This is a genomic window from Pseudomonas sp. TE6283 (assembly GCF_054060555.1).
The window spans coordinates 338,614-352,308 of record NZ_JBSSDH010000001.1 but is presented as its reverse complement, the minus strand read 5'-3'; the positions used below and the strand labels follow the sequence as shown (position 1 = coordinate 352,308).

Below are 13,695 nucleotides of genomic sequence, written 5' to 3'. Positions count from 1 at the left end.
GTGCAGCATCTCGACCTGCAGGTGGTGCGCCAGGCGGCGCAGTGGTCGCGTGACGGTGTGCGCGTGTGGCTGTGCACGGTGCTCTGTACCTATGGCTCGGCACCGCGCGCGCCGGGCTCGCTGCTGGCGGTCAACGACCAAGGGCACTGGGTCGGCTCGCTGTCCGGCGGTTGCGTCGAGGAGGACTTCCTCGAACGCGTCGCCGCTGGCGAGTTCGCCGGGGCCGTCACCATGGTGCGCTATGGCGACGGCAGCGACACCCGCGGCAACATCCGCCTGCCCTGCGGTGGCATCCTCGATGTGCTGGTGGAGAACCTGCCGGGCGACTGCGCGACCCAGGCGCACCTGGGCGAGCTGGAGGCGGCCTTGCTGGGCCGCCGCCGGCTTGTGCGCGAGGTCGACCTGCGTACGGGCGAACGCCAGGTGCAGGACGACCACAGCCAGGGGCCACGGGTGGAGCAGGGCGGCGCCTGCGTGCGCCTGCGCGTCGGCGCCGCCCAACGGCTGTTGCTGGCCGGCTACTCCAGTGTCGCGCATTTCTGCGCCGAGTTCGGCAAGGGCCTGGGTTTCGAGGTGGTGCTGTGCGACCCTCGCGACGAGGTGATGGACAACGTGGTGCTCGACGGGATAGAAATCCGTCGGGAACTGCCCTCGCTGTTCATCGCCAACGGTGGCTGCCACCGCGACACGGCGGTGGTGGCGCTCACCCACGACCCGAAGATCGACGACCTGGCCATGCTCGAAGCGGTACACACCGAAGCGTTCTACATTGGCGTGATGGGCTCGCGGGCCACCTCGCAAAAGCGCCGTGAACGCCTGCGCCGTATCGGCGGGCTCGGCGATGCCGAGATGGCGCGCATCCATGCCCCCATCGGTCTCAACCTGGGCAGCAAGACGCCGGCGGAGATCGCCCTGGCGGTGCTCGCCGATATCTTGCGCACCCGTAGCGGCATCGCCCGCGAGGCCTTGTGAGCATCGTCGCGCTGGTGTTGGCGGCCGGCCAGGGGGCGCGTTTCGGCGCGGACAAGCGCCGGGCCGTGCTGGGTGATGGTCGTAGTCTTTTGCAGCACAGCGTCGAGCACGCCCTGGAGGCGTTCGACGACGTGCGCGTGGTGCTGCGCGCTGGCGAGCGGGGCGAGGACCTGGGGTTGCCGGCGGACTGCCGGATCATCCATAGCCTCGATGCCGGGCTGGGCATGGGCCATAGCCTGGCGGCGGGCGCCGCCTCGCTGGATGACAGCGAGGCACAGGCGGTCGCCATCCTGTTGGGGGACATGCCATGGATCCTGCCCGCGACCTTCCGGCGGTTGGTCGAAACCGCTGGCCCTGCGGTCATCGTGGTGCCGCGTCATCAGGGGCAGAATGGGCATCCGGTGCTGTTCGGGCGCAACTACTGGCCTGAACTCGCACTGATGGCCGGTGATGAGGGCGCGCGTTCGGTGCTGCAACGGCATCGGCAACAGTTGCGGGTGGTCGAGCTAGACGACGCAGGGGTATTGCGCGACGTCGATACGCCCGCCGCACTCGGCTAGACTGCCCTGAGTTCATTCGCAGCCCTTTCGCGACACAAGGCCGTTCCAGGGACCGCGCGGTCCGATGAACCGATGCCACAGGCAGCCATTGAGGGAAAACCCTCATTGCCGCTCATCCGGTGGCCTCCTAGCATGGATCCGGTCAACCCCCAGGCACAGGAGCACAGCCATGACCAACAGCAGCGACGACAAACGCCCGACCCCCGATCCGGCCGAGGACAACGCCTTTTTCCCCTCGCCGTATTCCCTCAGCCAGTTCACCTCGCCCAAGTCCGACCTCAGCGGCGCCGACTACCCCGACGCCTACAAGGGCGGACGCTGGAAAATCCTCCTGATCGGTGCCGACGAGCGCTACCTGCTCACCGACAACGGCACGCTGTTCTCCACCGGCAACCATCCCGTGGAAACCCTGCTACCCATGTATCACCTGGACAAGGCCGGCTTCGCCTTCGATGTCGCGACCTTGTCGGGCAACCCGGTCAAGTTCGAATACTGGGCCATGCCTCGCGAGGACCAGCAGGTGCTCGGCCTGTTCGAGCGCTACAAGCCCTCCTTCAAGCAGCCGCGCAAGCTCGCCGAGGTGATCGACAGTGCCCTGGGTGACGACTCGGACTACATCGGTGTGTTCATTCCCGGCGGTCACGGCGCGTTGATCGGCCTGCCGGAAAGCGAAGAAGTCGCCCAGGTGCTGAAATGGGCGGCGGACCACGACAAGTTCGTCATCACCCTGTGCCACGGTCCGGCGGCGCTGCTGGCCGGCGGCAAACTGTTCGATGGCTACAAGATCTGCGCCTTCCCCGATGAGCTGGACGCCAAGACCCCGGACATCGGCTACATGCCCGGCCACCTGACCTGGAAGTTCGGCGAGCGCCTGCAGGCCCAGGGCGTCGAGATCGTCAACGACGGCATCTCCGGCGCCGTCCACCAGGACCGCCGACTGCTCACCGGCGACAGCCCGCTGGCCGGCAACGCCTTGGGCAAGCTGGCTGCCGCGGCCTTGCTCAAGGCGACCAACGGCGGGTGAACGGCATGCCGTTCGACGAGGTGGTACAGGCGGTCCGGCAGATCGAGCAGGCCACCACCCTGGCGACGATCCAGACGGCCGTGCGCAACGTCGCCCGGCCGCTGGGCTATGACCGCTTCGTGCTGTTCAGCGCCAGCGCTGCGCGGGACGAGGTGGTCGAGCGCATTCACTGGGTGGAAGGGGACTGGTTCGGTGACGGCCAGGTGGTCGATGCCCGGACCTACGTGCGCCATTGTCCGGTGACCCGCCATCTGCTGGCAGCCCGTGAAGCGTTCTTCTGGAGCAAGCAGCCTGGCGACGAAGGTGAATGCTATCGGGTGGTTCGGTTGCCCGGCGGGCCGGGCATCCATGGCCTGCAGGTGCCAGTGTTCGGCCCGGCAGGCCTGGAGGGCGCGATGAGCCTGGGCGGTGTGCGCATCGACGCTTCGGCGCCGGCGCGCCTGGCCTTGAGCCTGCTGGCCAACGCAGCGTTTCTCGGTGCACGGCGGCTGCTGGAGGCACCGCCCGGCGAGGGTCAGCTGTCGGCGCGTGAGCGCCAGGTGCTGGCCTGGACCGCCGCCGGGCAACGCCAGGCGGATATCGCCGCCACCCTGGGCCTGTCGGTGCGCACCGTGGAAAACCACCTGCGCGCCGCTCGTCGGCGCCTGGGGGTGAGCACCACCGCCCAGGCGATCAGGATCGCCCTGGGCAGCGGCGCGCTCGACTGACTCAGCCGTTGTGCGCAACCTGCAACACCACCTTGCCGATATGCCGGCCGGACTCCATCAGGGCATGGGCCTGGCTGGCCGCTGCCAGCGGGAAGGTCGCGTGGATCAGCGGCTTGACCGCGCCGCTGCGCACATGGGGCCAGGCCTTGGCCTGCAGATCCTCGAGGATCGCCGCCTTGTCGTCAGCGCTGCGTGCACGCAATGTCGAGCCGATATGGGTCAGGCGCTTGGTCAGCAGGGGGAACAGGTCGACCTCGGTGGCCGGGCCCTTGACCACGCCGATCTGCACGATGCGCCCATCCATGGCCGCGGCCTTGAAATTGCGGGCCACATAGTCGCCGGCGATGATGTCGACGATCACGTCGACGCCCTTGCCGTCGGTGTGCAGCATGACCTGTTCGACAAAATCCTCGCGGGTGTAGTCGATGGCCACGTCGGCGCCCAGCTCGAGGCTGGCGGCCTGTTGCCCGGCGCCGTTGACCGTGGTGAAGATCTTCGCCGCGCCCAGGGCGCGGGCCAACTGTGTGGCGGTGGTGCCGATGCCGGATGCGCCGCCGTGGATCAGCACGCTTTCACCGGCCTTGAAGCCGCCGCGCTGGAACAGGTTGACCCAGACGGTCATGAAGGTTTCCGGCAAGGCCGCGCCCTCGACCATCGACAGGTTGTCCGGCAGGTGCGCGGTGGTGCGCTCGTCGGCCACGGCATACTCGGCATAGCCGCCGCCCTGGACCAGGGCGATCACCGCGTCGCCCACGGCAAAATGGCGGACCTGTTCGCCGAGGGCCACGACCCTGCCGGCGATCTCCAGCCCCGGAATGTCCGGCGCGCCGGCGGGCGGATCGTAAAGCCCCTTGCGCTGCAGCAGGTCGGGGCCGTTGACGCCGGCGGCATGGACCTGGATCAGCACCTCGCGGGGGCCTGGTCGAGGCGTGGCGTGGGTGGCGGCCTGGAGGACCTCGGGGCCTCCAGGCCGGGTGATGTCGATGGCGGTCATGTGAGTGGGGATGTGACGCATGAAGACCTCTGTCATTCTGAGGAAAGGCCGCTTTGGCCCGGTGCGTAACAGGGTATGAAACCCGCGTCGTGCGGTCGCGCGGCGATTTTGCGACACACCTTTGCAGATTTTCTTCAGGTGCCGCGATGCCTGCGGGCCGACAAGTAATGGAGTGAACCAATGAACTGGGATGACGCCCGCATGCTGCTGGCCTTGAGCCGCGAACTGACCCTGCGCCGCGCCGCCCGGGTACTGCGCGTCGACCAGGCCACCGTGGGCCGGCGGGTGGCGGCGCTGGAGGCGGACCTTGGCGCGACCCTGTTCCTGCGCACGCCCGCCGGCTACCAGCTCACCGCCACCGGCGAAGTGGCCGTGGAAATGGCGCAGAAGATGGAGCAGGCCGCCCTGGAACTGGCCCGCCGCACCCGGGGCAGCGACAACGAACAGGCCGGCGAGGTGCGCATCGCCACTACCGATTCCCTGGCCCTGGAGTTCGTCATCCCGGCACTGCGCCGCTTGCACGAGGAACACCCCGAGGTGCGCATCGTGCTCAGCGGCAGCTCGGAGATCGTCAACCTGTCGCAACGCGAAACCGATATCGCCATCCGCAACCAGCGCCCGGACAACCCCGACCTGGTGCTGCGCAAGCTGGCCAGCTGGCAGATGGGCCTGTTCGCCTCGGCGGACTACCTGGCGCGTCGCGGCGTGCCGCAGGAGGGCAGTTTCGCCGGCCACGACCTGGTGGTGTACGAGCCGTACTGGCGTGACCGCGGCGCACCGACCCTGGTGGACGTGCCCATGGGCGAGGGCCGGGTGGTGATGGCGGCCAATGCCAGCATGATGCTGCGCCGGGGCATCGCCGAGGGCCTGGGCCTGGGCGAGATTCCCGTGGCGCTCGGGCAGCGCGACGGCCTGCGACGGGTCTGGCCGCAGCGTACGCGCAGCCAGCCTTACGAGGTGTGGATGGTCACTCACCAGGACCTGCGCCACACGGCCAGGGTGAGGGCGGTGATCGAGCATCTGGTGCGGGCGTTTGCCCCACCTCAGTAACAATCGGTTACAGTCGCTGTGAGCGACCACACGCCCCCTGTAGGCGCGGACTCATCGGCGATGCGCCGCCCGGTGGCGCCTTTTCCTGATCCTGGCACTCTAAAAACGACCTGCGAAGAACAACATGAAATCAGTGCGCACCGTCCTCTCGGAAAACTTCTTCCGCCGTTTCAGGACCACCTTCGCCCCGCACCTGGAAGCCCTCGGCATCGACCTGCCGCTGCTGGAACGCGCCGATATCGAAATCCCTGGCGACCAGTATGTCGCCCTGTGGGAAGCGGCCGGCACCTGCAACCCGGCCGTCGGCCTGACCCTGGGCAGCCAGACCGAGGCCGACGATATCGGTGCCCTGGGCCACGCCTTGCATTGCGCGCCCAGCGTGGAAAAGGCGCTGATGACCCTGCACACCTACATCGTGGTGTTCGCCCAGGAGTCGTCCATCGACTACAGCTGCGAGGGCCGCCAGTTGCGCATCACCTACCAGGTCACCGACAGCACCGTGGTCAACCGCCGCCAGGACGCCGAGTTCGCCATCGCCACGATCCTGCGCCAGTTGCAACTGATCACCGCCAGCCCGGTACGGCCGCTGCGGGTGGACTTCGAGCACTCGCGCCCGGCGGACGTGTCGATGCACAAGCAGTTGTTCATGTGCCCGTTGTTCTTCAGCCAGCCGACCAACCGCATCACGCTGCCCGCCGAGGTCCTGCAACTGCCGGTGGCGCGAGGTAATGAGCGCCTGTTCATGGCCCTGGAACCGTACCTGCAGCAGGCGCGTGAGCAGCGCAGCATCAGCGACGAATTGCTGCCCCAGGTCGCCCGCATGATCGCGCTGGGCATGACCAGTGGCGTGCCGTCACTGGATGAGGTCAGCGAGTGCATGGGGCTGAGCCGGCGTACCCTGCAACGTCGGCTCAAGGACCAGGGCATCGAGTTCTCTGTGCTGGTGGAGGAGGTGCGCCGTGACCTGGCGCTGGGCTACCTGAATCATTCCGACTACTCGATGACGCAGATCTCTCTGCTGCTCGGCTATGCCGAATCCGGCTCTTTCACCCGGGCGTTCCGGCGCTGGACCGGGCAATCGCCGCAGCAGTTCCGCCAGGCCGGGCGCGGGCCTGGCACGGGGTGCTGAAAATCTGGCGTCCATGGTCAATCACGTTGTCGCGCCACCCGATAGGCTCGGAGGGACCGCATGTCTGTGTGCGAAACCCGAGAGTCCAGCATGAACGACAACAACAACGACGCTGTGCATGAACATCGCTCCTTCTGGCAACACGACTACGGCGCCTACGCGCCCAATACGCGCCTGACCGAAGACCTCAAGGTCGATGTGGCGGTGATTGGTGGAGGTTTTACCGGGCTCAACACTGCCTGGCAGTTCAAGCGCGACAACCCCGGTGCCCGGGTGGTGGTGCTGGAGGCGGCCTTGATCGGCTTCGGCGCCAGCGGGCGCAATGCCGGTTTCAGCACCAAGCTGTTCGGGCTGGAGCCGGAACTGGTGGTGCTGCGCTGGGGACGGCAGAAGATGATCGACGCCCACCACTACCTCGAAAAGGCCGTGGCCTATACCCGTGAGGTGATCGACAGCCACGGCATCGATTCTGATTACCGCCATGCCGGGCTGGTGCGGGTCAGCTATTCGCCGCAGCAGGTAGCGCGCCTGGGCAAGACCCTGGAGCTGTACGACTCGCTGGGACTGGCGGCGGACATGCGCTGGCAGGACAGCGACGCGCTGCGTCAGCAGTACGCTTCGCCTCGGTTGTTGGGCGGCATTCGCGAAGCCGAGACCGGCTACCTCGACCCTTGCAAGCACGTGCGCGGGCTCAAGGGCCTGGCAGCTTGCGCAGGGGTGCGTATCCATGAGGCGACACCGGTGCTCGATATCGACAACCGCGGCGTCGGTATCGTGTTACGCACGCCCGTGGCCAAGGTGACCGCCGACAAGCTGGTGATCGCCACCAATGCCTACTCACGGCAGGTACCCGGTTCTCGTGTGCTGGAGCGCCGCCAGTTCCCGCTGTGGACTTACCAGGTGGTCACCGAGCCGTTGGGCGACGCGCTATGGCAGCGTCTGGGCTGGCAGGGCAGGGAGGCCTTCGGCGACAACCGGCAGATGCTGCACTATTTTCGCCCGACCGCGGACGGGCGCATCGTCATGGGCGGTGGTGATGTGCGGGCCTACACCGGCAGCGCCATGCACGAACAGCCCTCGCCGGCCACCTGGGCCCATTGCGAGACACACCTCAAGTGGATCTACCCGCAGTTACGCGACGTACGCATCGCCTATCGCTGGGGCGGGCCGGTGTCGGTCAACGCCGACATGGTCCCTGAGATCAGCTTTGTCGGCGATGAACGCATGATTTATGCCGGGGGGTGCTTCGGCCACGGCGTGGCGCTGAGCCACCTGAACGGGCGCACCATCGCCGACCTGCTGCAGGGGCGACGCAGCGAGCTGAGCGACTTCTGGATCGTCAACCGCAAGGCCATCCCGATGCCGGGCAACACCCTGTCGTGCTGGGCCGGGCGCACGGCGCGCCAGGCGCTGCGAGCCTGGGACTGGTGGGAGGAGCGCGGGCTCAACGCCTGACACGCAGAGGGTACTTGCCTGCTGGCACCGGATGACAAACACCCTGGCGCATGCGGCCAAGCCGCTGGCCACCGCCATTGAATACTGTCTGTCACGCAGAGCCGGAAACGCATGTTGGGCCGTCTTTTGGCGGCCCCTTTTTCCGCGCCCTTGCCCGTTACGAACTGCCTTTCGATAACCACAACAATCCCGCAAGGAAAAGTTCATGAAACCACGCCCCCTGTCCCTGTTGGGCGGCGCGCTGTTGGCGCTGCTCGGAACCACCACTTCGCTCACGGCCCTTGCCGACCTTACCCCTACGGGGGCCGAAAGGGCCGGCAATGCCGATGGCAGCATTCCCGCATGGACCGGCGGCCTGACCGAGGCGCCGGCCGGCTGGTCGCCGGGCCATGGCGACCCCTATGCCGGCGACAAGCGCCTGTACTCGATCGATGCCAGCAATGTGGCCCAGTACCAGGGGCAGTTGCCGGAAGGCCAGGTGGCGTTGATCAAGGCCTACCCGGGCTATCGCCTGGACGTGTACCCCACCCATCGCAGCTGCGCCATCCCCGCCGAGGTGGCCAAGCGTACCCAGGACTTTGCCGGCCAAGCCCGCATCGGCGCTGATGGCTGGCGCCTGGAGCAGGCCGCCGGGGCCGCGGTGCCGTTCCCGCAACCGAAAAGCGGCATCGAGGTGCTGTGGAACTACAAGCTGCGCTACATGGCCAAGGGCCGCAAAGCGCAGATCTCGTTCCTGCGCCGCGAGGCGGCCGGCGGGCTCACCGAGGTGCGGCAGTGGGCCAGCGAGTACTACCCCTACAACGACCCGGCGGTCAAAGCGCCCGAGGACACCGGCGATATCGAAGCCAAGCTGCTCTACGACATCCAGTCGCCGTCCTCGCGCGCCGGCGAGATGTACCTGGTGCACGCACGCCTTGACCAGCCGCAGAACGCCTGGATCTACTTCCCCGGGCAACGCCGCGTGCGTCAGGCGCCGACCTTCGCCTACGACAATCCGATCGCCGGCTCCGACAACCTGTACTTCGTCGACCAGATCAACATGTTCACCGGCGCCCTGGACCGCTACGACTTCAAGCTGCTGGGCAAGCGCGAAGTGGTGGTGCCGTACAACTCCTACCGCCTGGTGGACAAGGCCAATACCTACGACAAGCTGATCGGCGAGCAGTACCTGGACCGTGACGCGCAGCGCTACGAAAAGCATCGAGTGTGGGTGGTGGAGGCTACGGTCAAGGCCGACAAGCGCCATTCGTTCGCCAAGCGCGTGTTCTATTTCGACGAGGACAGCTGGAGCCTGCTGCACGTGGACATGTACGACGCCAGGGGCAACCTGTGGCGGGTGCAGGAGGGCAGCCTGTGGGCCGATCCCGAGATCCAGGCCTGCACCAGCTTCGAGTACGTCAGCTACGACCTGATCGCCCGGCGTTATATCGCCGACGGCTTCACCCAGCAGGGCGCGGCCCTGGACCTCACCGCCGGCCTGCAGGGCCGGGTCAGTGACAAGTTGTTCAACGCGGGCGAACTGCGCCGTCGCGGCGAACGCTGAGCCTCGGGAGACCACAGCATGAACAGACTCCCTTCGCGGGCATGGGCGAAGGCCGCACCGTGCCCGGCGCTGGCCCTGGCTGCCCTCGGGCTGCTCGGCGCGCAACCTTGCCAGGCCGTGACATTCGGTAGCGAGGACGGGATCTCGGGCAGCGTCGACTCGACCCTGTCCTACGGTTTCGCCAGCCGCCTGCAATCGCCCGACTGCCATTTGCTGGGCAATGACAATGGCGGTTGCAACACCGGCACCCATAACGAGCTGGGCCGTTATTACAACCTGGAGCGCGGCAATGGCTATGCCAACGCCGACATCAACTACAGCAACGCCGACGACGGCAACCTCAATTACCACAAGCACGACGTGTTCTCCCAGGTGCTCAAGGGTACCCATGAGCTGAGCCTGCGTTTCGGTGAGGGTTGGAGCGCCTTGGGGCGGGTGGCCTGGGCGCGGGACTTCAAAATGGACGACACCCGTCGCACCGACCTGGAGGGGCCGGCCAGGCGCGACGCGACCCAGCGCTTCGACCTGCTCGACCTGTGGCTGGCGAAAAGCTTCGACCTCGGCGATATGCCGGCCAAGGTCAAGGTCGGCAACCAGGTGATCAGCTGGGGCGCGGAGCTGTTCGTCAGCGGCGGCATCAACCAGATCAACGCCCTGAGCCTGCCCAAGTACCACACCCCGGGCACGCAGTTGAAGGAAGTGTTCATCCCCGCGCCGATGGCCTCGTTCAGCCTGGGACTGACTGACGCCCTGAACCTGGAGGGCTACTACCAGTTCAAGTGGAACGGCTATGACGTCGACCCGGTGGGCACCTATTTCTCCAGCGCCGACATCGCGGGCGAAGGGCGTCGGGCGATCTATTACCCGACGGGTTTCGTCGAAGGCCTGCAACCCGGCACCTGCGCCGGAAGCCCGACCGGCCGCTGCGGCGACCCGCTGACCAGCGGGCTGAGCCACGAGCAACTGGTGGCCAGCGGCCTGGCAGTACCCTATGGCGGCGAACGCAAGCCCGGTAACGGCGGCCAGTACGGCTTGGCCCTGCGCTGGATGGCGGAGTCGATCAACACCGAGTTCGGCCTGTTCTACCAGCGCTACCACGACAAACTGCCGTTCATCGGCTACACGGCGCGCAGCAACCCGGACGCCTTGGTGGTAGACGATTACTTCATCAACTACGGCGAGGACAAGGACCTGTTCGGTGTGTCGATGAGCACCCTGGTGGGGCCGGTTGCCGTGGCCGGGGAGCTGTCGTTCCGACCCCACGACAGCGTGGCCATCGACCCGACGGTAGCCTTCGGGCAGGGCCTGACCGGCAGCTACAATCGCTACAGCGTGTTCGACACCGGGGTGAGCAAGGGCTTCGTCGAGCAACGCAAGTGGCAGGCTGACGTCAACGCCACCTATACCTTCTCGGGCAACGACCCGCTGGGCTTCATCCCCAACGCCCTGGGCGCCTCGGACGGCTTCCTGCTGGCGGAGGTGGCGGTCACCCGCTATCCGGGGTTGGACACCTCGGGCCGGGTGCCTTACGTGCTTCCCGACTATTCGCTGCCGGACCGTACCTCGTGGGGCTACGTCACCGAGTTCGGGCTCAACTACCCGAACCTGTTCGGCAGCGGCGTCACCGTCACCCCGCAACTGGACTTCAGCCATGACGTCAAGGGCACCACGCCCAACGCCATGCCCTTCGTCGAGGGGCGCAGGTCGCTGACCGCCTCCTTGCTGTTCAACCACCGCGACCGCTGGAAAGGCGGCCTGCAGTGGGTGCGCTACTGGGGCGGGGGCGACAACAACCTGATGGCCGACCGCGACTTCGTCAGCGGCAACATCTCCTACTCCTTCTGATCCGGCCGCCACGCGCTTGCTGGCGCGTGGTGGGGAGGCTATTCATGCTGGCTAATCTGGTCTCGGCGCTCGAGCGCCTGGTCTTTCGCCACCGCCTGGCGACCCTCGGCCTGCTGGTCGTGGTCACCCTGGTGATGGGCCTGTTTGCCGCGCGTCTGGAGATGACGGCGGGCTTCGACAAACAGCTGCCGCAGCAGCACCCCTATATCAAGACGTTCAACCAGTACCGCGACGTGCTGTTCGGCGCCAACCGCGTCATCGTGGTGCTGCGGGCGCGCCATGGCGATATCTGGAACACGGCGGCGCTGACACGCTTGCACGACCTGACCCAGACGCTGTTCTTCCTACCGGGCATCGACCGGCGCAGCGTCACTTCGCTGTGGACGCCGAACACCCGCGCGGTGCAGATCACCGAGGAGGGCATGAAGGCCGAGGACGTGGTCGGCGGTGATGTCACCGTCGGCAACCTCGATGCCCGGGCCATTGCCGCCATTCGTGAGCGCACCCTGGCCGGCGGCTTCGTCGGCACCCTGGTGGCCAATGACCAGCGTGGGGCCATGGTGGTGGCGGAGCTGGCTGACCCGGACCCGGTGACGGGCAAACGTCTCGATTACCTGGCCTTCAGTCGTCAGTTGGAGGAGCAGGTACGGGCGCGATACGCCGACGCCGACTTCGACGTGCAGATCATCGGCTTCGCCAAGCAGATGGGCGATATCGGCGCCGGCGCCCGCAGCGTGGTCGAGTTCTTCGCCCTGGCTTTTGTGCTCACGGCATTGGCGGTCTACTGGTACATCCGCTCCTGGCGCCTGACGGCGCTGGCGCTGGTGTGTTCGCTGGTGTCGGTGGTGTGGCAGTTCGGCACCCTGACGCTGTTGGGCTTCGGCCTCGATCCGCTGGCGATCCTGGTGCCGTTCCTGGTGTTTGCCATCGGCGTGTCCCACGGCGTACAGCAGGTCAATTTCATCGCCAAGGAGGTCTGTGCCGGTGCCGATGGCATGACCGCCGCCAGGCGCAGTTTCGTCGGCCTGATGATTCCCGGCACCCTGGCGCTGATCACCGCCTTCGTCGGCTTTGCGACGTTGGTGCTGGTGCCGATCCCGATGATTCGCGAACTGGCCATTACCGCGTCGGTGGGGGTGGCCTACAAGATCGTCACCAACTTGGTGATGCTGCCGGTACTGGCCAGCTACTGCCGTTTCGACGGCCGCTACGTGGCCAAGGTCGAGCGCCTGCGGGCGCGCCGCGAAGGGTTGATGACCGGCCTTGGGCGCATCGCCGAGCCGCGCAACGCGCTGCGGGTGACCGTGCTGGGCGTTGGCCTGATGGCGCTGGCGGTGTGGCAGAGCCAGGGCCGGCACATTGGCCATGTGCTGCCGGGCGCGCCCGAACTGCACGCCGACTCGCGCTACAACCAGGATGTGGAGCAGGTGGTCAGCCATTTCGCCCTGGGCCTGGACCTGTTCACCGTGGCCGTGCAGACCCCGGCGGGCGGTTGCTACCGGCATGACGTGATGGCCTATGTCGACCGCCTGACCTGGTACCTGGGCACCTTGCCCGGCGTGCTGTCGGCGCAGGCGCTGCCGGCCATGGCCAAGCTGGCGGCCTCGGGGGTCAATGAAGGCAACCCGAAATGGGCGGCATTGCCGGTCGACGAGCTGTCCCTGGGCGAAACCGTGCGCCAAGTGCCCGAAGCGCTGCGCCTGTTCGATGCCGAATGCACCGTGCTGCCGGTCAACCTGTACCTGGCCGACCACAAGGCCAGCACCCTCAAGCAGATAACCGCGGCCGTCGAGCAGTACCGCGAGCGCCATGTTTTGCCTGGGGTGAGCGTGCGCCTGGCCAGCGGCAACGCCGGGGTGCAGGCCGCCACCAACGCGGTGGTGGAGAGCTCGGAGCTGCCGATGATGCTCTACGTGTACCTGACCATCGTGCTGCTGGTGGGGCTGGTATACCGCGACTGGCGGGCGATGCTTGCCTGCTGCCTGCCGCTGACCCTGGCGACCTTCCTCGGCTACTGGTTCATGAAGGCCCTCGACATCGGCCTGACCGTGGCCACCTTGCCGGTGATGGTGCTGGCCGTGGGCGTCGGGGTGGATTACGCCTTCTACATCTACAACCGCCTGCAACTGCACCTGGCAGCAGGAAGCGACATCGTCGCCGCCTTCCAGCAGGCCTTGCGCGAAGTGGGCGTGGCCACGGTGTTCACCGCGCTGACGCTGTCGGTGGGGGTGGCCACCTGGTCGTTCTCGGCGTTGAAATTCCAGGCCGACATGGGTCTGCTGCTGACCTTCATGTTCATGGCCAACATGCTCATGGCGGTGACCTTGCTGCCGGCGCTGGCCGTGGTCCTGGAAAGACTGGTTCCGCGACGGGGGCCGGTCCGCGCGCCCCTGATCGCCCATTGAGAAGGGCTGAA

At 66.9% G+C, this 13,695-nt stretch carries 11 protein-coding genes; 10 read left to right on the top strand and 1 reads right to left on the bottom strand.

What is annotated here, in order from left to right:
• The 4 genes from ACVWZ5_RS01845 (at position 1) to ACVWZ5_RS01830 (ending at position 3,263) form a co-directional block, all read left to right on the top strand.
• Positions 1 to 972 carry an XdhC family protein gene (locus ACVWZ5_RS01845; RefSeq protein ID WP_062573691.1) on the top strand — a complete coding sequence of 324 codons (972 nt, stop codon included), beginning with the start codon at positions 1 to 3 and terminating at the stop codon, positions 970 to 972.
• On the top strand, positions 969 to 1,532 hold the full coding sequence (locus ACVWZ5_RS01840; RefSeq protein ID WP_062573692.1) for a nucleotidyltransferase family protein: 564 nt from the start codon (positions 969 to 971) through the stop codon (positions 1,530 to 1,532). Before ACVWZ5_RS01845 ends, ACVWZ5_RS01840 begins: the two co-directional genes overlap by 4 nt.
• A gap of 169 nt (positions 1,533 to 1,701) precedes the next feature.
• Complete coding sequence (gene hchA, locus ACVWZ5_RS01835) at positions 1,702 to 2,556, top strand: glyoxalase III HchA (RefSeq protein ID WP_062573693.1); 855 nt, start codon at positions 1,702 to 1,704, stop codon at positions 2,554 to 2,556.
• Between the two features lie 5 nt (positions 2,557 to 2,561).
• Positions 2,562 to 3,263 (top strand): PA1136 family autoinducer-binding transcriptional regulator, encoded by a 702-nt coding sequence (locus ACVWZ5_RS01830; protein WP_062575708.1) that lies wholly within the window; start codon positions 2,562 to 2,564, stop codon positions 3,261 to 3,263.
• Position 3,264: 1 nt separating this feature from the next.
• Here ACVWZ5_RS01830 and ACVWZ5_RS01825 read toward each other — a convergent pair whose 3' ends face one another.
• Positions 3,265 to 4,257 (bottom strand): NAD(P)H-quinone oxidoreductase, encoded by a 993-nt coding sequence (locus ACVWZ5_RS01825; RefSeq protein WP_069017794.1) that lies wholly within the window; start codon positions 4,255 to 4,257, stop codon positions 3,265 to 3,267.
• Positions 4,258 to 4,437: 180 nt separating this feature from the next.
• Between ACVWZ5_RS01825 and ACVWZ5_RS01820 the strand changes: the two genes are divergently transcribed.
• The 6 genes from ACVWZ5_RS01820 (at position 4,438) to ACVWZ5_RS01795 (ending at position 13,684) form a co-directional block, all read left to right on the top strand.
• A complete protein-coding gene (locus ACVWZ5_RS01820) occupies positions 4,438 to 5,307 on the top strand; it encodes a LysR family transcriptional regulator (RefSeq protein WP_062573695.1) in 870 nt (289 codons plus the stop codon).
• Positions 5,308 to 5,431: 124 nt separating this feature from the next.
• Positions 5,432 to 6,436 carry an AraC-like transcriptional regulator QhpR gene (gene qhpR / locus ACVWZ5_RS01815; protein ID WP_062573696.1) on the top strand — a complete coding sequence of 335 codons (1,005 nt, stop codon included), beginning with the start codon at positions 5,432 to 5,434 and terminating at the stop codon, positions 6,434 to 6,436.
• A gap of 90 nt (positions 6,437 to 6,526) precedes the next feature.
• Positions 6,527 to 7,891 (top strand): NAD(P)/FAD-dependent oxidoreductase, encoded by a 1,365-nt coding sequence (locus tag ACVWZ5_RS01810; RefSeq protein ID WP_457340363.1) that lies wholly within the window; start codon positions 6,527 to 6,529, stop codon positions 7,889 to 7,891.
• Positions 7,892 to 8,096: 205 nt separating this feature from the next.
• Positions 8,097 to 9,434: a DUF1329 domain-containing protein gene (locus ACVWZ5_RS01805; RefSeq protein WP_084942845.1), complete on the top strand. Its 1,338-nt coding sequence runs from the start codon at positions 8,097 to 8,099 to the stop codon at positions 9,432 to 9,434.
• 18 nt (positions 9,435 to 9,452) lie between these two features.
• Positions 9,453 to 11,279 (top strand): DUF1302 domain-containing protein, encoded by a 1,827-nt coding sequence (locus tag ACVWZ5_RS01800; RefSeq protein ID WP_457340362.1) that lies wholly within the window; start codon positions 9,453 to 9,455, stop codon positions 11,277 to 11,279.
• Positions 11,280 to 11,323: 44 nt separating this feature from the next.
• Positions 11,324 to 13,684, top strand: a complete 2,361-nt coding sequence (locus ACVWZ5_RS01795) for an efflux RND transporter permease subunit (protein ID WP_457340361.1) — start codon at positions 11,324 to 11,326, stop codon at positions 13,682 to 13,684.
• The last annotated feature ends 11 nt before the right edge of the window (positions 13,685 to 13,695 follow it).

Coding starts and splice junctions, on each gene's coding strand:
- hchA (WP_062573693.1), top strand. CDS start 1,702: ATGACCAACAGCAGCGACGACAAACGCCCGACCCCCGATCCGGCCGAG.
- ACVWZ5_RS01830 (WP_062575708.1), top strand. CDS start 2,562: ATGCCGTTCGACGAGGTGGTACAGGCGGTCCGGCAGATCGAGCAGGCC.
- ACVWZ5_RS01825 (WP_069017794.1), bottom strand. CDS start 4,257: ATGACCGCCATCGACATCACCCGGCCTGGAGGCCCCGAGGTCCTCCAG.
- ACVWZ5_RS01820 (WP_062573695.1), top strand. CDS start 4,438: ATGAACTGGGATGACGCCCGCATGCTGCTGGCCTTGAGCCGCGAACTG.
- qhpR (WP_062573696.1), top strand. CDS start 5,432: ATGAAATCAGTGCGCACCGTCCTCTCGGAAAACTTCTTCCGCCGTTTC.
- ACVWZ5_RS01810 (WP_457340363.1), top strand. CDS start 6,527: ATGAACGACAACAACAACGACGCTGTGCATGAACATCGCTCCTTCTGG.
- ACVWZ5_RS01805 (WP_084942845.1), top strand. CDS start 8,097: ATGAAACCACGCCCCCTGTCCCTGTTGGGCGGCGCGCTGTTGGCGCTG.
- ACVWZ5_RS01800 (WP_457340362.1), top strand. CDS start 9,453: ATGAACAGACTCCCTTCGCGGGCATGGGCGAAGGCCGCACCGTGCCCG.
- ACVWZ5_RS01795 (WP_457340361.1), top strand. CDS start 11,324: ATGCTGGCTAATCTGGTCTCGGCGCTCGAGCGCCTGGTCTTTCGCCAC.